The 17,438-nt window shown below is 44.6% G+C and carries 16 protein-coding genes and 1 pseudogene; 15 read left to right on the forward strand and 2 right to left on the reverse strand.

Annotation, left to right across the window (positions count from 1 at the left end; genetic code table 11):
• Positions 1–89: 89 nt before the first annotated feature.
• Positions 90–1,136 carry a succinylglutamate desuccinylase/aspartoacylase family protein gene (locus tag AB8613_RS12140; protein ID WP_017060792.1) on the reverse strand — a complete coding sequence of 349 codons (1,047 nt, stop codon included), beginning with the start codon at positions 1,134–1,136 and terminating at the stop codon, positions 90–92.
• A gap of 271 nt (positions 1,137–1,407) precedes the next feature.
• On the opposite strand from AB8613_RS12140, the gene AB8613_RS12145 reads away from it, so the two are divergent.
• On the forward strand, positions 1,408–1,947 hold the full coding sequence (locus AB8613_RS12145) for a DUF3332 family protein (protein WP_285954290.1): 540 nt from the start codon (positions 1,408–1,410) through the stop codon (positions 1,945–1,947).
• Between the two features lie 136 nt (positions 1,948–2,083).
• Here the strand turns inward: AB8613_RS12145 and AB8613_RS12150 are convergent, their stop codons facing one another.
• The gene (locus tag AB8613_RS12150) at positions 2,084–3,556 is read right to left on the reverse strand and encodes an aminoacyl-histidine dipeptidase (RefSeq protein ID WP_372383875.1); all 1,473 of its coding nucleotides are present in this window, start codon (positions 3,554–3,556) and stop codon (positions 2,084–2,086) included.
• 1,066 nt (positions 3,557–4,622) lie between these two features.
• Between AB8613_RS12150 and AB8613_RS12155 the strand changes: the two genes are divergently transcribed.
• The 14 genes and pseudogenes from AB8613_RS12155 to pgpA all read left to right on the forward strand — a co-directional run bounded on the left by AB8613_RS12155 (position 4,623) and on the right by pgpA (position 17,372).
• Entirely contained in the window at positions 4,623–5,912 is a 1,290-nt protein-coding gene (locus AB8613_RS12155; protein ID WP_146492062.1) for an NCS2 family permease, read from the forward strand.
• 84 nt (positions 5,913–5,996) lie between these two features.
• On the forward strand, positions 5,997–6,461 hold the full coding sequence (gene tet(34), locus AB8613_RS12160; RefSeq protein ID WP_009847475.1) for an oxytetracycline resistance phosphoribosyltransferase domain-containing protein Tet(34): 465 nt from the start codon (positions 5,997–5,999) through the stop codon (positions 6,459–6,461).
• Positions 6,462–6,549: 88 nt separating this feature from the next.
• A complete protein-coding gene (frsA, locus tag AB8613_RS12165; RefSeq protein ID WP_146492063.1) occupies positions 6,550–7,803 on the forward strand; it encodes an esterase FrsA in 1,254 nt (417 codons plus the stop codon).
• Positions 7,804–7,947: 144 nt separating this feature from the next.
• Positions 7,948–8,337 carry a sigma factor-binding protein Crl gene (gene crl, locus AB8613_RS12170; RefSeq protein ID WP_086715272.1) on the forward strand — a complete coding sequence of 130 codons (390 nt, stop codon included), beginning with the start codon at positions 7,948–7,950 and terminating at the stop codon, positions 8,335–8,337.
• A 76-nt stretch (positions 8,338–8,413) separates the two neighbouring features.
• Positions 8,414–9,598 (forward strand): glutamate 5-kinase, encoded by a 1,185-nt coding sequence (gene proB, locus AB8613_RS12175; RefSeq protein WP_372383876.1) that lies wholly within the window; start codon positions 8,414–8,416, stop codon positions 9,596–9,598.
• A gap of 66 nt (positions 9,599–9,664) precedes the next feature.
• A complete protein-coding gene (locus AB8613_RS12180) occupies positions 9,665–10,915 on the forward strand; it encodes a glutamate-5-semialdehyde dehydrogenase (protein WP_372383877.1) in 1,251 nt (416 codons plus the stop codon).
• A gap of 156 nt (positions 10,916–11,071) precedes the next feature.
• Complete coding sequence (gene nrdR, locus AB8613_RS12185; protein WP_004734394.1) at positions 11,072–11,521, forward strand: transcriptional regulator NrdR; 450 nt, start codon at positions 11,072–11,074, stop codon at positions 11,519–11,521.
• A 40-nt stretch (positions 11,522–11,561) separates the two neighbouring features.
• Positions 11,562–12,651: pseudogene (gene ribD, locus AB8613_RS12190) on the forward strand (bifunctional diaminohydroxyphosphoribosylaminopyrimidine deaminase/5-amino-6-(5-phosphoribosylamino)uracil reductase RibD).
• Positions 12,652–12,697: 46 nt separating this feature from the next.
• The gene (locus AB8613_RS12195; RefSeq protein ID WP_048612249.1) at positions 12,698–13,354 is read left to right on the forward strand and encodes a riboflavin synthase; all 657 of its coding nucleotides are present in this window, start codon (positions 12,698–12,700) and stop codon (positions 13,352–13,354) included.
• A gap of 107 nt (positions 13,355–13,461) precedes the next feature.
• The gene (ribBA, locus tag AB8613_RS12200) at positions 13,462–14,571 is read left to right on the forward strand and encodes a bifunctional 3,4-dihydroxy-2-butanone-4-phosphate synthase/GTP cyclohydrolase II (protein WP_017096788.1); all 1,110 of its coding nucleotides are present in this window, start codon (positions 13,462–13,464) and stop codon (positions 14,569–14,571) included.
• A gap of 295 nt (positions 14,572–14,866) precedes the next feature.
• The gene (gene ribE / locus AB8613_RS12205) at positions 14,867–15,337 is read left to right on the forward strand and encodes a 6,7-dimethyl-8-ribityllumazine synthase (RefSeq protein ID WP_004741508.1); all 471 of its coding nucleotides are present in this window, start codon (positions 14,867–14,869) and stop codon (positions 15,335–15,337) included.
• Entirely contained in the window at positions 15,337–15,804 is a 468-nt protein-coding gene (nusB, locus tag AB8613_RS12210) for a transcription antitermination factor NusB (RefSeq protein ID WP_004734399.1), read from the forward strand. The genes ribE and nusB overlap by 1 nt, the downstream gene beginning before the upstream one ends.
• 87 nt (positions 15,805–15,891) lie before the next feature.
• Complete coding sequence (gene thiL / locus AB8613_RS12215; protein WP_371713107.1) at positions 15,892–16,866, forward strand: thiamine-phosphate kinase; 975 nt, start codon at positions 15,892–15,894, stop codon at positions 16,864–16,866.
• Entirely contained in the window at positions 16,866–17,372 is a 507-nt protein-coding gene (pgpA, locus tag AB8613_RS12220) for a phosphatidylglycerophosphatase A (RefSeq protein WP_146492068.1), read from the forward strand. Before thiL ends, pgpA begins: the two co-directional genes overlap by 1 nt.
• The last annotated feature ends 66 nt before the right edge of the window (positions 17,373–17,438 follow it).

Here is a 17,438-nt window from a genome sequence, read left to right on the forward strand (position 1 = left end):
GGCTTTTTCGTTTGTGGAGTTCGTTTCTATTTTGCCTAAGACCGACGTTTTTAGCTTGTCGCTTTTAACGTCGTTCTCTTAAGCTTTAATCAGTTGTTTAACGCAGTTAGCCAATCGTCTTCTGCCACTTCTTCAATGTAGCTTTCTACTGATTGTCCGACTTCTTCATCGTCTTGCTTGAAGTAAGCGATGTGGAACACAGCATCACCTTCGTTTACCAAAGGTAGAGTTTGCTGACCAATCACGATACCGCCTTTGGTTGTGATCACTTGGCCTTCTTGGTGACCCAATGGAGAGCTGATGTAAGCAAGGGTTTGTCCTGCTTCAACTTGTTCGCCAAGTCTTACCATGTTACGCAAAATACCGTCTGATTCAGCGCGGATCCAGCTGGTGGATTTACTCAATACTGGCTCTGGTAACTTTTTACGGTTAGGGCGCAGCATGCCGATTTCTTTCATCACTTGATGCACGCCAAGGTAACCCGCACGAATCGCTAAGTGATCGAAACGCAGCGCTTCACCACCTTCGTAAGTTAATACAGGAATACCAAGTTTTTCTGCTTCGCTACGCAGTGAACCGTCACGCAGTGGAGAATCAATGATCACGGGTGTTGCAAACGCTTTTGCGATGCGCAGTGTTTCAGGGTTTGATAGGTTCGCACGAATCTGTGGCAGATTAGTACGGTGAATCGCGCCCGTGTGTAGATCCAGAATGTAATCACAGTGCTTTGCCACGTTCTCAAAGAAGGTGTAAGCGATGCGTGATGTTAACGAGCCTTTCTCACTGCCAGGGAAGCAGCGGTTTAGGTCACGACGGTCTGGTAGGTAACGAGATTTATGGATAAAGCCAAACACGTTAACGATAGGAACAACAATTAATGTCCCTTTCAGTTTCTTTGGATCAATCGCATTTGTCAGTTGTCTTGCAATCTCAACACCGTTTAGCTCATCGCCGTGGATAGCCGCATTTACCATCAGTGTTGGGCCTGCTTGGCGACCGTGAATAATTTCAATCGGGATCGAAAGTGGAGAGTGCGTGTAAAGCTGAGCTGCTTGCAGTTCAATCTCCATTCGCTGTCCTGGCTGAACAGTATAACCAAGTAATTCGAATGGTTGATTAGGTTTTAGTCTTGCCATTTAGGTTGTTCTCAACATGGTGATAATTCGTTAACACGGAATGTAGCAATCGTTGATTTTTAGTACGAATCAATCGCTTTACGGTGACGACAAAAGTTTTTTATTAAGGGGGTTCTGAATTGGTTTCAGTTTTTTATTTGGCTTATTGAAGGGTGTTTCAAATTGTAAATTCTCTGACAAAACATTGATTTAACGCTGATATTTATCATTCGATTGGTTGGTATTATCCATCGCCATTTTTTGGCGGCCAAATTAAAATATCGAGATCAAAATGAAAAAAACAATTTCAAAAGTTGTAGCACTTGCAGTGGTATCTGTTGCTTTATCTGGCTGTGTTGGTAGCAACGCAGTAACGGGTTACCTAATGAAGTTCAACATCAAAGCTGTTGATAACCGTTACGCTCGTGGTGGTTTGAACATGCTACTTGCACCTGCATACGGTCTAACGGTTGCGGCTGATTACCTAGTATTCAACTCACTAGAGTTCTGGACAGGTAGCAACCCACTAACAGGCGCTCCACACATCTTTGATACTAAGACTGATACGTACCTTGATATCAACCACCAACTTGATCCGTCTCTAACGGAAGCACCTGTTGGTCCTATCACAAGTGCTGATGTGATCGAGAAAGGTCAAATGCAGCAGATTGATGAAAACACGATCCAAATGGACATTACTTACCAGTCTGGTGAGCGTGCGACGCTAATCGGTGTTCGCGATGGCGAGGTGGTGACGTACTTCATCGATGGCGAAGTGGTTGCACAAACTTCAATTGATGAGCTAGAAAGCTACGCGGCTTCACGCGTTTAATTGCTTCTTTAGTTACAAATAGTCGATGACAAAAATTAGATACAAAAACAGGTACTCATTGAGTACCTGTTTTATTTTGTGTCGATGGATAGTGTTTACCGCGAAATCCTATCTATCGAAAACATAATGGCTCGAACTATGCTTTTTCTGGGATTGCTTCTAATAGCGCAACCATTTGGTTCCAGAATAGTTCAACCGTATCAATCTTCACTTTCTCGTCTGGAGAGTGAGGGAACTTGATAGTAGGGCCGAAAGAAACCATGTCCATGTTCGGGTAAGGTTCTTTGAATAGACCACACTCAAGACCAGCATGGATAACCATGATGTTTGGCTTGTGACCGTAGATACCTTCGTACATGTCGCGGAAGATGTGCATGATTTCTGAATCTGCGTCTGGCTTCCAACCTGGGTAAGCGCCAGAGAATTCGATGTTCGCGCCTGCTAGCTCAGCAACAGAGTTCAGCATGCTTTCCACTTGGCTACGGCCAGAATCGATAAGAGAGCGGATCAGGCAAAGCACTGTGATTGAGTTTTCTTCAGTTGTGATAACCCCCACGTTTAGAGATGTTTCAACAACGCCTTCGATCTCATCACTCATGCGGATCACACCGTTTGGTGCCGCGTTAAGTGCTGCGATGAAGCGAGCTTGGTCTGCTGACGCAAATGCGCCCATTTCTACAGAAGCTTCTTCATTGAAAGTCACGATGCTGTCTTCTACTTTACCTAGCTCTGTTGAAAGCAGCTCAGTGTAGTAGTTGTATAGTGAAGCCAGTTTTTCTTGGTTTGCTGCAGGAACAGCAACCGTTACGAAGCCTTCACGAGGAATCGCGTTACGCAGGCTACCGCCTTTGAATTCGACGATGCGTAGGTCTAGCTCTTTTGCGTGACCCGCTAGGAAACGAGCAAGCAGTTTGTTCGCGTTTGCACGACCTGTGTGGATGTCACAACCAGAGTGACCGCCTTTTAGGCCTTTTAGCGTTAGCTTACGTGTTACGAAGTCAGCTGGAATCGCGTTACGTGCAATTTCAAATGTCATTGCGCCGTCGATACCGCCAGCACAACCCATGTACACTTCACCTTCTTGCTCTGAATCGGTGTTAAGAAGGATATCGCCTTCTAACCAACCTGCTTCAAGACCGAAAGCACCAGTCATGCCTGCTTCTTCATCTACTGTTAGTAGAACTTCGATAGGGCCATGCTGGATTTCGTTTGAAGCAAGAACCGCTAGGCAAGAAGCCATGCCCATGCCGTTATCAGCGCCAAGCGTTGTACCTTTAGCTGTAACCCACTCACCATCAATGTATGGTTGGATTGGATCTTTAGCGAAGTCATGAACTGTGTCTTCGTTCTTTTGTGGAACCATATCGATGTGAGCTTGTAGCACCACACCTTTTTTGTTTTCCATACCCGCCGTTGCAGGCTTTTTGATGAATACGTTGCCCGTTGGGTCACGACGTACATCTAGGCCTTGTTCTGTTGCCCAAGCAATAATGTATTGAGCAAGCTCTTCTTCATGCTTAGAAGGGTGTGGGATTGAGCAAATCTTATCGAAGAACTGCCAAATAGGGGCAGGGGATAATTTACTGATCTCAGAATGGAATTCAGACACGGATGACTCCTTTTTTATTTGATAACCATATATTTAGGATTTCTATAGGTAAAAACTTAGAACAAAAATCTAAAATATGGGTCTGTTTTGATGGCAACAGCATACCACTAGAGCGTTTTGACGAGTAGCGCTTCTAAACCTGAAATGCCTCAAATTTTGAACGCCATCTTGTTCATTTGATCTTGAATAAGTGTATTGATGCTTATAAATGGTGCAAGCAAACGTTTGTTTAAGTCTTTTTTTGTAATTTAATTACGAAATTGAGTTTGCAAAATAACCATAATTGGTAAAAAGTGTGACCTATAGCAAAAAATACTTGTAATCTTTTTTCTTTGAGGTATATTAATAACCAACTTCTGAAGTGAAGAGTAAATGCTCAAAGGATGAGTCCGTTTTATCGCCTCCAAGGAACCGAGAAATCAAATTCGTTTTTTATTGATTTATTAAGGTGATAGTTATGAAAGGTTTACCATCTGCAATGTTCTGGCTTAACAGCTCTGTTTACACTAGCAACTTTGCATACCCTACAAGCTTCGGTTACTAATACCGTAAGCATGTAACTCGAACAGTTTTGTTCACCCCTATATATTGGAATTCTTTTACAGCCCTTTTGGTTGACAGATTCTACCGCCACTCAGTTTTGAGTGGCGTTTTTTTTGCCTGCTACTTTTCCAAACCGCTTTATCTTGTCACTTTCCCTACATTTCTGTGTGGTTGTTTTTTTAAACGCCAAAATATCAATTTGCGCCTTATTACTGATCCTGTTGAAAAATACACAACTCTTGTGGGTTTGAATTCAGAATTTAATGGCTAGACTCTCTATCAAAATAACCGATGGTCGAAAAAGTAACCAAGATTTTTCATTGTGACTATTGCTCTTAATTGTCTGTTTATTATGGTTATTTCTTGGGAAATACTTCGCTTTTAATCGCTTTGTTTCATACGGAATTCTGATAAATATCGATTAGAGCCTTAATTCTATCTGGAATTTGTTATTTGATAACTTTATAATCCACAGCCAATCGATTACGCAACCGTTTACTTTTTACCCTTATAGGATTCGATAATGTTCGAAAAGCTATTCAAACTCAGTGAAAACGGCACCAATGTGCGCACTGAAATCATCGCAGGTCTAACAACCTTCCTAACAATGGCTTACATCATTTTTGTAAACCCAATGATTCTAGCTGATGCTGGTATGGACCATGGCGCTGTATTTGTAGCAACCTGTTTAGCGGCTGCTATCGGCTGTTTCATCATGGGCTTTGTTGCTAACTACCCAATCGCTCAAGCACCAGGTATGGGTTTGAACGCATTCTTTACCTACGCAGTGGTTATGGGTATGGGTTATACGTGGCAAGTTGCTCTGGCAGCGGTTTTCGTATCAGGCGTAATCTTCATTTTCTTAAGTATCTTTAAGATCCGTGAATGGATTATCAACTCGATTCCTATGTCTCTGCGTGTTGGTATCTCTGCGGGTATCGGTCTTTTCCTAGCGTTTATTGCACTGAGCAATGCTGGCATCGTGGTTTCTAACCCAGCAACTAAAGTCTCTCTGGGCGACATTACCGCGATTGCTCCTATTCTAGGTGCACTTGGTTTCTTCTTAACGATTGCTCTTGTTCACCGTGGCGTGAAAGGCGCAGTAATGATTGCGATTCTAGCTATCACAGCTCTTGGTATTGTTATTGGTGACGTTCAATACGGCGGCATCATGTCTACACCACCAAGCCTTGCACCTACATTCATGCAGCTTGATTTCTCTGCGGTATTTGAAATCGGTATGATTTCAGTGGTATTCGCATTCTTGTTCGTCGATTTATTCGATACAGCAGGTACTTTGGTGGGTGTTGCAACAAAAGCAAACCTAATCAAAGAAGACGGCAAACTTCCTCGTCTAAACAAAGCACTGCTTGCTGACTCTACAGCAACGTCTATTGGTGCATTGCTAGGTACATCAAACACAACTTCTTACGTTGAGAGTGTTGCGGGTGTCGCTGAGGGCGGTCGTACCGGTCTAACTGCGGTTGTTGTTGGTATCTTATTCCTACTGGCTCTTTTCTTCTCGCCACTTGCAGGTATGATTCCGGCTTACGCAACATCAGGTGCACTTTTCTATGTAGCAATTCTGATGATGTCTGGCCTAGTTGGCATTGATTGGCGTGATCTTACGGAAGCAGCACCAGTCGTGGTAACATGTCTGCTTATGCCGCTGACGTACTCTATCGCTGAGGGTATCTCACTAGGTTTCATCGCTTACGCTGCAATTAAGCTGCTAAGTGGTAAAGGTCGCGACGTTTCACCTGCTGTGTGGGTAATGTCGGTTATCTTTATTCTTAAATACATTTTCGCTTAATCGTCTAGATTTCTGCTTAATCGCTGAAGAGGCTATGTTTGAGATAGCCTCTAATAACATGACAAAATTATTAGGTTTTATACTATGAGCAACAAATTCGTTATCACTTGGGACAACATGCAGACTTACTGCCGTCAACTAGCCGAAAAGCAAATGCCAGCAGAGCAGTGGAAAGGCATCTGGGCAGTAAGCCGTGGTGGTTTGGTTCCTGGTGCAATCTTGGCTCGTGAGCTAGGTATTCGTCACGTAGATACGATTTGTATTTCTAGCTACGACCACGATCACCAACGTGATATGACAGTAGTTAAAGCACCTGAAGGTGACGGCGAAGGCTTCCTAATCGTTGAAGACCTTGTTGATAGTGGTGACACTGCACGCAAACTTCGCGAGATGTACCCTAAAGCGAAACTGATCGCTGTATGTGCAAAGCCATCTGGTGCTGATTTGCTAGACGAGTACATCGTTGATATCGCTCAAGACACATGGATTGAGCAACCTTGGGATACTAGCCTAAGCTACGTTGAGCCAGTAAATCGCAAGTCAAAATAAGCGTAAACTTAGTTTTTTGAGAAATGACCCTTTATAGGGTCATTTTTTTTATATTATTAGTGACAACCATTTCTTATTAAGTATCCCAATGTCTGAATCAGAAGAAACGAGCTCGAACCTTTCGGAAACCTTGTTTGTAAAGCACAAGCAGGCGAAAGAGACCTCAATGTTGACACAATACATGCCAAGCTCTGAAGCGTTATTGGATGAGAAGCGTGAACAGCAAAACTCATCATGGTACCGAAATCTAAGACGTCTTCAGTGGGTGTGGCAAGGCGTTAACCCAATTGAGCAAGAAGCGGTATTGGCTCGTATCGCATCATCAGATAACTCTCGTACAACCGATGAGTGGCTTGATACGGTCATGGGTTACCGAAGTGGTAACTGGGCATACGAATGGACTAAGTTGGGTATGCAGCACCAAAACCGTTCTAATGAAAAGAACGGAGAAGAAATGGCTGAAGAGCTGTTTTCAGCTTCGTTGTGTTTCAGTATCGCGGGCTACCCACATCTTAAAAACGATAACTTGGCAGCTCAGGCTCAAGTGTTAGCAAATGCAGCCTATTCCGAAGCAATTAAGCACACCAAGCTGATCGTTAAACAGATTGAAGTGCCATACAAAAACAAGAAAATTAAAGCGAACTTACATCTAACCAAAACAGACAAACCACAACCGGTTGTGATTGTCAGTGCTGGCCTAGACAGTTTGCAGACCGATATGTGGCGCTTGTTTAGGGATTACTTAGCACCAAAGAACATTGCTATGTTAACAGTCGACATGCCATCGATAGGGCACAGTGCGCACTGGCCTTTAACGGAAGACTCGTCTTGCCTGCACCAAGCCGTACTGAATGAACTGCCTAATATCCCTTGGGTCGATCATCATAAGGTTGGCTTGTTTGGTTTCCGTTTTGGTGGTAATGCGATGGTAAGATTATCTTTCCTTGAGCAGCATAAGCTTAAAGCGTGTATCTCTCTAGGTGCTCCAATTCACGATATCTTTGTTCATGCCGACAAACTTAAGCAAATGCCTAAGATGCATTTAGATGTGTTGGCTTCTCGCCTGGGTAAAGGGGCGGTCGATATCAATAGCCTTTCTGGGCAGTTGATGGCGTGGTCACTCAAGGTACAAGGTTTACTGTCAAACAGTAAAACCAGTGTTCCCATTTTGGCAATGGCTTTGGAAGGCGACCCTGTTTCACCACCAATGGATAATCAACTGGTTGCTATTTACAGTGATTACGGAAAAGCGAAGAAAATCAAAGCTAAGTCAATTACACAAGGTTATGAGCAATCCCTCGAATTGGCGATAAAGTGGCTTGAGGATGAATTATTTAGATGACATTTCTCCAAAATTAGTTAAGCATGAAAAGTGTACAAACTAAGTACCTGATACTCAGAGATAATTTATAAAACCTAATTGCGTGGTTTTTACGTATAACAATCTGAGTAACGTCATTCTTAACATTGAAAATGGAGATTCAATATGTCAGAAGTGACACAACAACCTACGCATTACCGCTTGTTGAATGTTTTAAAGGCTATCGGGCCTTACTTGAGGGAGCCGCAATCAGAAGAAGGCCACTACATTTTTGATTGCTTGTCTGTGTGTGTGAACGATAAAAAGTCACCAGAAGAGCGTGAATTCTGGGGATGGTGGTTGGAGTTGGATAAGTCGGAAGACGGATTTTCGGCGAAATACAACACGGGTAAATACAATATCGATGGCAACTGGGATCCTTTGCCATTACCGAAAAAAGCGGTGGCTGAGGTCTCTCGAACTCAGGAAGCCTTTCACCAAAAACTGGTTGATGAACTTCAAAAGAAATTTGAAATCAGCGTTCAGTTAGACGAAGAGTCTGTCGAATTCGTCTGATTTTAAAGGTTACTCTTCTATATAAAGCAAAAAGGTGCGATTTCGCACCTTTTCTGCTTGTGAATTCCCTTTTTGATTGCTAAAACATCACCTCTTATTTGTTTTATTCATAAAAGACTTCATGACAACAAATCATCAAAGCGGGACAACAGCGCAGCGTAAAACTGTCGTTGTTAAACTGGGTACCAGTGTCTTAACTGGTGGAACATTGGCATTAGACCGTGCTCATATGGTTGAGCTGGTTCGTCAATGTGCTGAATTAAAAAAACAAGGCCACTCTGTGGTTATGGTTTCGTCTGGTGCAATTGCAGCAGGACGTGAACACCTTGGTTACCCCGCACTTCCCAACTCAATGGCGAGCAAACAGTTGCTTGCGGCAGTTGGGCAAAGTCAGTTGATTCAAGTTTGGGAGTCTTTGTTTGCTATCTATGGCCTTAAAATTGGCCAGATGCTGCTGACTCGTGCTGATCTTGATGATCGCGAGCGTTTTCTGAATGCCCGTGACACGATCAATGCACTCGTTGAACACGACATTATTCCTGTCGTTAATGAAAATGACGCAGTTGCGACCAACGAAATTAAAGTGGGCGACAACGATAACTTGTCGGCACTGGTTGGTATTTTATGCGGTGCTGATAAGCTTTTGCTGCTAACCGACCAAAAAGGCCTGTTTACGGCTGACCCTCGTAAAGATCCAAATGCTGAGCTCATCAAAGAAGTGAAAACGATTGATGACACACTGCGTAAGATCGCAGGCGGCAGTGGTACTACGTTGGGTACTGGCGGCATGGCGACAAAACTGCAGGCGGCTGATATTGCTCGTCGCGCAGGCATCGAAGTTATTATTGCAGCGGGCAGTGCTGAAAATGTGGTGTTTGACTCATTGAGTGACAATCCACAAGGCACACGTTTCTTGCCTTTGCCTGAAGCGCTTGAAAACCGTAAGCGTTGGATTTTAGCGGGCCCTGCTTCTGCAGGTGACATCGTGGTAGACGATGGCGCAGTAAACGCTGTTAACACCAAAGGCAGTAGCTTGTTGGCAAAAGGGGTCATTCGAGTTCAAGGCGAGTTTTCTCGTGGTGAAGTCACCCAAGTCACAGACAGTAAAGGCAAGGTAGTGGCGCGTGGTATCGCTAGCTACTCAAGCCAAGACCTAGCAAAAATAGCAGGCAAGCACAGTAAAGATATTGGCGACATTCTTGGTTACGATTACGGGTCAGAAGTCATTCACCGTGACGACCTTGTTGTAATCCAAGAATAGCTCGTGATAAGAAGGCGAATCGCCTTTTTGCATCCAAAGACAGACAGAATTTAGGGAGAGTTAAACGTGGATTTAACTAACATGGGTATCGCAGCAAAAGAGGCTGCTTTCCACCTAGCGACCGCATCTACGGCGCAAAAGAATAAAGCATTGGCGATCATCGCTGATGAGCTAGAAGCAAACGCAGCAACGATTTTAGAAGCGAATGCGAAAGACATCGAACTGGGTCGCGAAGCGGGTCTAACGGACGCACTGCTTGACCGTCTACTTCTGAATGAAGAACGCTTAACGGGCATCGCTAACGACGTTCGTAATGTCATTAGCCTAAACGACCCTGTGGGCAGCGAAATCGACAGCAAGGTACTGGAAAACGATATGTCATTGTCTCGTCGTCGTGTACCGCTTGGTGTTGTTGGTGTTATCTACGAAGCACGCCCGAACGTAACGATAGATATTGCGGCACTGTGTCTGAAAACAGGCAACGCAAGCATTTTGCGTGGTGGTAAAGAGACCTTCTTCTCGAACATGGAGCTGGTAAAAGTTATCCAGTCTGCACTAGAGAAAGCGGAACTTCCTGCAGCTTCTGTTCAGTACATCGAGAAACCTGATCGTGAACTAGTTTCTCAATTGCTTAAACTGGACGACTACGTGGATATGATCATTCCTCGTGGTGGCGCTGGCCTGCACAAGATGTGTAAAGAGAACAGTACTATTCCAGTTATCATCGGTGGTTTCGGTATCAGCCACATCTTTGTTGATGAAAGTGCAGACCTTGAAAAATCAGTCGATGTTGTCGAAAACTCTAAAGTTCAACGTCCATCAGCATGCAACTCTTTAGATACATTGTTGGTGCATGAAGCCGTTGCTGAAGCTTTCTTAGCTCAGCTGAAACAGCGTTTAGCGGGCAAGGTAACCTTGGTTGCCGATGCTAGTGCAAAATCGCTGCTAGCGGGTTTTGAAGACCAACGTGATGCGGTTGAAGGTGACTTTGACACTGAATGGCTAAGCTACACGCTAGGCGTGAAAATCGTTGCGGATGTGGCAGAAGCGATTGATCACATGCGTGTACACAACGCGAGTCACTCTGATGCAATCATGACTAATAGCCTAGAGAGCTCAGAGCGCTTTATTAACTCGGTCGGTTCTGCGGCGGTTTATGTGAATGCATCAACACGTTTCACTGATGGCGCACAGTTTGGTTTGGGCGCTGAAGTCGCAGTGTCTACTCAGAAATTGCATGCTCGCGGCCCAATGGGCTTAGAAGAGCTGACAAGCTACAAATGGGTAGGTAAAGCGAACTATTTAGTTCGCGGTTAACGCTGGTCGTTAATTTTACTCCTCAGCTCATTTTTGAAATGGCGATCGAGTAGCAATAATCAATGAATCACCACACAAAAGGGCCTTAATTGGCCCTTTTTCTTTCCTAACGTTTGGCAATTCCGTTACACTGATATTCAATTATTTGGAGGTGATATGCATTGTCCTTTTTGTTCAGAGAACGACACTAAAGTAATCGATTCAAGACTGGTAGCCGATGGCCATCAGGTTCGTCGCCGCCGTCAATGCCTTGCATGTAGTGAACGTTTTACTACGTTCGAGTCGGCAGAACTTGTGATGCCTAAAGTCATAAAGTCGAATGGAAACCGCGAACCATTTAATGAAGATAAAATGGTGGGTGGTGTACAGCGTGCCCTAGAAAAACGCCCAGTGAGTGCTGATGCGATTGAACTTGCGATCAGTACGATTAAGTCACAACTCCGTGCAACTGGTGAGCGTGAAGTACCAAGCGAGATGATTGGTAATCTTGTGATGGGCCAATTGAAAGAATTGGATAAAGTGGCGTACATTCGTTTTGCGTCTGTTTACCGCAGCTTTGAAGATATCCGAGAGTTTGGCGAAGAAATCGCTAAATTAGAGGATTAACTCCTCAATCATGTCAAACTTTACTCCCCTGGATTTTCAAATGATGTCGCGTGCTATCCATTTAGCGAAGCGCGGTATTTACACCACTGCGCCAAACCCAAATGTCGGTTGTGTGATTGTACAAACTGATGGCCAGATCGTTGGTGAAGGTTTTCACGCTAAAGCGGGTGAACCTCATGCCGAAGTGCATGCCATGCGAATGGCGGGCGACAAAGCAAAAGGTGCGACGGCTTATGTCACCCTAGAACCTTGTTCTCATTACGGTCGAACGCCGCCTTGTGCTGAAGGGTTGATTAAGGCTCAAGTAGCTAAAGTGATTTGTGCGATGCAGGACCCAAACCCAAAAGTAGCCGGTCGTGGTATCAACATGCTGCGTGATGCGGGTATTGAGGTGGAAATCGGTTTGTTAGAACAAGACGCTCTCAACTTGAACCCTGCATTTGTCAAGCGTATGCAGACAGGCATGCCATTCGTTCAGTTAAAGATGGCCGCTAGCCTCGATGGGCAAACGGCATTGGAAAATGGCCAAAGCCAGTGGATAACATCGTCAGAAGCGCGTCAGTGATGTTCAGAACTACCGAGCAAAATCAGGCGCGGTGTTATCAACTAGCCAGACGGTGATTGAAGATAACGCCTCGTTGAATGTTCGCTGGGCTGAATTACCAAGCAGCGCTCAAGCTCATTACGCTGAAGACGAGCTACGTCAGCCGATTCGCGTGATTCTTGATCGCCAAAATCAACTGCGCCCTGAGCTCAAGTTATACCAGACCCCAACATCGGTATTGAGAGTCGCTGAAGCCTCTGCCGATATTACAGTCGGAACAACGGATGCAGGTCAGCTGGACTTACACGATTTGATGCGTCAGTTACCTGCGAATCATATTGACCATATTTGGGTTGAAGCGGGTGCCACGTTAGCAAAAAGCTTGATTGAAGCGCAGCTAGTGGATGAGCTAATTCTCTATTTAGCACCTAAACTAATGGGCAGTGACGGACGAGGTTTGATGGGCGCATTAGGGCTCACTTCAATGTCTGATGTGATTGACCTAGAAATTAAAGATGTTCGACAGGTTGGTGTGGATATTCGCATCGTGGCGAAACCAATAGCGGCTAAACCAATCTCGAAATAGTCACTCCAACTACATACGTGTCGTTGACAATAAAAAGAGTTTTAAAATGTTTACAGGAATTGTAGAAGCCGTAGGTACATTGAGTGCAATCACTCCCCGCGGAGAAGACATCACCGTAACGGTTAACGTTGGCAAGCTTGATATGGCTGACGTTCAGTTAGGCGACAGTATTGCAACCAATGGTGTGTGTTTGACGGTCGTTGAATTTAACGACCACAGCTACAGTGCAGACCTTTCGCTTGAGACCCTGAAAAAAACGGGTTTTGTGGATTACCAAGCGGGCGATAAGGTAAATCTTGAGAAAGCAATGCTGCCGACCACGCGTTTCGGTGGTCATATCGTATCGGGTCACGTTGATGGCGTGGGTGAGATTGTTGAACGTAACCAAGTCGGTCGTGCGATTGAGTTCTGGGTAGAAATGCCAGCAGAAATTTCAAAATACGTGGCTCAAAAAGGCTCAGTAACGGTCGATGGTATCAGCCTGACTGTGAACGATTTACGTAAGAACGCATTCAAGCTGACTATCGTTCCTCACACTTCTTCAGAAACCACCATCGATCAATTCAATGTCGGTCGTAAAGTGAATCTAGAAGTCGATGTATTAGCGCGTTACATGGAGCGTTTACTGCAAGGTCAGCAACAAGAATCTGAGCCTGAATCTCGATTAACAATGGAATTTTTACAGCAGAATGGTTTTGCCTAACCGTTGATACAAAGTATTTAAGCGAGACTTTGTAAAGCGAAGCAATATCATCAGGTTTAAATAGTGTCGGTTCTAGGAAGCAGAACCATTTCAAAGGATATAGAACAATGCCAATTAGTACTCCTCAAGAAATTATTGAAGACATTCGCCTAGGAAAAATGGTTATCCTGATGGATGATGAAGATCGCGAAAATGAAGGCGATCTGATCATGGCAGCAGAACATGTTACGCCAGAAGCGATTAACTTCATGGCAATGTACGGCCGCGGTTTGATCTGTCTAACGCTGACTAAAGAGCGTTCAAACCGTATGGGTTTAGCACCTATGGTTCAAGACAACAATGCACAGTACACCACTAACTTTACGGTTTCGATTGAAGCGGCAGAGGGTGTAACAACCGGTATTTCAGCATCCGATCGTGCAGTGACGGTTCAAGCAGCAGTAGCGAAAGACGCAAAAGCGGCTGACTTAGTTCAACCTGGTCATATCTTCCCACTGACAGCTCAAGAAGGCGGCGTATTAACGCGTGCTGGCCACACTGAAGCGGGGTGTGATTTAGCTCGATTAGCGGGCTGTGAACCAGCTTCGGTTATCGTTGAGATCCTAAACGACGACGGCACCATGGCTCGTCGCCCTGATCTTGAAGTGTTCGCAGAAAAGCATGACATCAAGCTAGGCACTATTGCTGACTTGATCGAATACCGTAACAACACAGAAACAACGATTGAGCGTGTTGCACAATGTCATTTACCAACAGAGTTTGGTGATTTCGAGCTTGTGACTTACCGCGATACAATTGATAACCAGATCCACTACGCAATGCAAAAAGGCAGTTTAACCGAAGGTGCTCCTTTGGTCCGTGTTCACCTGCATGATACGTTTACGGATCTGCTTCACTCAGACCGCGGCACTGAGCGCAGCTGGTCGCTAGATAAAGCGATGAAGCGTATTGGCGACGAAGGCGGTGTGCTGGTTATTCTTGGCAACGAAGAGTCGTCTGATTCTTTGATCCACAAAGTGAAGACATTCGAAGCGCAAGATAAAAACGAGCAGCCAACCATGGCTAAGAAGCAGGGTACCTCGCGTCGTGTTGGTGTAGGCTCTCAGATTCTTCAAGACCTAGGCGTGCACGATATGCGTCTGCTTTCTTCGAGCACTAAGCGTTACCACGCATTGGGCGGTTTTGGTCTTAACGTTGTTGAGTACGTTTGCGAATAAATCATGTGTCAACGAGCAGACGTTTCTCCGTTTGTAGCGACATAATATACCGATGATTTCAGTGGCTCTTTTGGTGATAAGTTTTGCCAAAAGGGCAAAGTAGCCAAGTTCGACTCAAAACGTGTTCAATACACAAACTTGGCTCCTCGCTGTTCCTATATGCTTGGGATCAGCGCTGCATTATCATCTTTACATTGCCGGTGTCTGTTCTTCTAAATTACCATTAGATATTGCTCACAGTTTTGTGCTAGAATCCGGCGATTCTCACTTGATGAAAATAGTTAAAGGAAGGCTTATGAAAGTGATCGAGGGTGGCTTCCCAGCGCCAAATGCAAAAATTGCTATCGTTATTGCTCGTTTCAACAGTTTTATTAACGAAAGTTTACTTTCTGGTGCAATCGATACTTTAAAGCGTCATGGACAAGTAAGCGAAGACAACATCACTGTTGTTCGTTGCCCTGGTGCAGTTGAACTTCCACTTGTAGCGCAGCGCGTTGCAAAAACAGGCAAGTTCGATGCGATTGTATCTCTTGGTACAGTAATTCGTGGCGGTACACCTCACTTTGACTATGTTTGTAGTGAATGTAATAAAGGTTTGGCACAAGTGTCTCTGGAATACTCTCTTCCAGTAGCGTTTGGTGTTCTTACTGTTGATACGATCGATCAAGCTATTGAACGCGCAGGAACCAAGGCTGGTAATAAGGGTGCAGAAGCAGCACTTAGCGCACTTGAGATGATCAACGTTCTTTCTGAAATCGATTCCTAATGGGGGCCAGTGTGAAACCAGCCGCACGTCGTAACGCACGTCAATTTGCTCTACAAGCAATTTATTCTTGGCAAATTACTAAAGAAAATATTGCTACCGTTGAAGAACAGTTCTTATCTGGTGGTAAGTATGATGAAGAAGAGCATCATGCCGCAGAACCTGCTCTAGCTATGCCAGAAACAGACGTTGCATACTTCCGCGACCTACTAACTGGTGTTGCTCTTAGTCACATGGAACTTGATAGCAAGCTTCGTCCATTCGTATCTCGCCCTATGCAAGATCTGGATTTGATGGAACTAGCGCTTCTACGTTTAGCTATGTACGAGATGACTCGTCGCGAAGATGTACCATACAAAGTGGTTATCAACGAAGCTATCGAGCTTGCAAAAGTATTTGCAGCAGAAGACAGCCATAAGTTTGTTAACGGTGTGCTTGATAAAGCTGCACCGCACGTTCGTAAGAAATAAGACGTTCGTATATTGAATCTAAAGGTCAGCTTTTATGCTGGCCTTTTTTGTAACTAAATTTTTGTAATACTAAAAATAGGGCATGTGATGTCTGGCGAATTTAACCTGATTGAAAAATATTTTGTAAATCGACAACCACAACGTAAAGACGTACATCTGGCAGCGGGCGATGACTGTGCTTTGGTCAAAGCACCAAGTAATGTTCAGATTGCTATCAGTACGGACACCTTAGTGGCAGGCACTCACTTCTTAGCGGAAGCAAACCCAGCTTGGGTGGCACACAAAGCCTTGGCTTCCAACATCAGTGATCTTGCTGCTATGGGCGCGACACCTGCTTGGGTTTCATTTGCCTTAACCATGCCTGAAGTCGATGAAGCGTGGCTTGCCCCATTTTGTGATTCTTTTTTCAAACTTGCAGACTATTTTGGTATTCAACTAATCGGTGGTGATACGACCAAAGGGCCGCTGAGTTTAACACTTACTGTGCAGGGCTTTGTACCTGAGGGTCGAGCACTACGCAGAGATGGCGCGAAAGTGGGTGACTGGATTTACGTGACGGGTAACCTAGGTGACAGTAAAGCTGGCCTAGAGGTGTTACTTAACCCAGAGCAGAACAAAGCTAAGCCTTATGCGCGAGAGCTTGAAGAGAGACACTACCTGAGCACTCCACGAGTTTTGGCTGGTCAGGCACTGGTGAACCTTGCTTCGTCTGCCATTGATATCTCTGATGGTGTTATTGCTGATTTAAAACACATCCTTAAGCGTTCTCAGGTCGGTGCAAGCATTGATGTGAGCACGCTGCCTATCTCCGCTGAATTACGTCAATTCTCTTCTGATATCGCTTCTGCACAGCAGTATGCGCTCACCAGTGGTGAAGAGTACGAACTCTGCTTTACCGTGCCGGAAGAAAATAAAGGTTCATTGGAAAGTGCTTTGTCACACACTGGCACAAAAGTCACCTGCATTGGCCAGATAAGACCTGTAGAATATTTTGAATTACACAATAATGGTGAACCACTAAGCTGGAACTTAACTGGTTACGATCACTTTAAGGTTAATTGATGACAAATCCACTTTCTCTTATTTCTCTTAAAAATCCTTGGCACTTATTGGCAACGGGTTTTGGCAGTGGCTTATCGCCGATAATTCCCGGAACAATGGGCACGCTTGCGTCTATTCCATTGTACTTATTGTTGGTTCAATTACCTTTCCCAGCTTATGTTGCCATCGTAGTGGTAAGCTGCATTATTGGTATCAAGATCTGCCAGGTGACCTCTGATGATATGGGTGTACACGACCATGGCTCTATTGTATGGGATGAGTTTGCGGGCTTTTGGATCACCATGGGCCTAGTGCCTTTATTGAATATCCCTGCTGATGACTGGAAATGGCTTCTGACTGGTTTTGTGCTTTTCCGCTTTTTTGATATGGTAAAACCATGGCCGATTGGTTGGTTAGATGCACGAATTCACGGCGGCTTAGGTATCATGATTGACGATATTGTAGCGGGTATTATGGCGGCTATTTCGTTGTATGCCGTGGCACATTTCGCTGGTTGGTTAGTGTGAGTTAACTGAAGGATTAAGGTTTAGTTGGCGATACACCAAACTAATTAACGGATACTAAAAAGGTTG

It is taken from the genome of Vibrio sp. BS-M-Sm-2 (assembly GCF_041504345.1).
Taxonomy (GTDB): Bacteria; Pseudomonadota; Gammaproteobacteria; order Enterobacterales; family Vibrionaceae; genus Vibrio; species Vibrio satsumensis.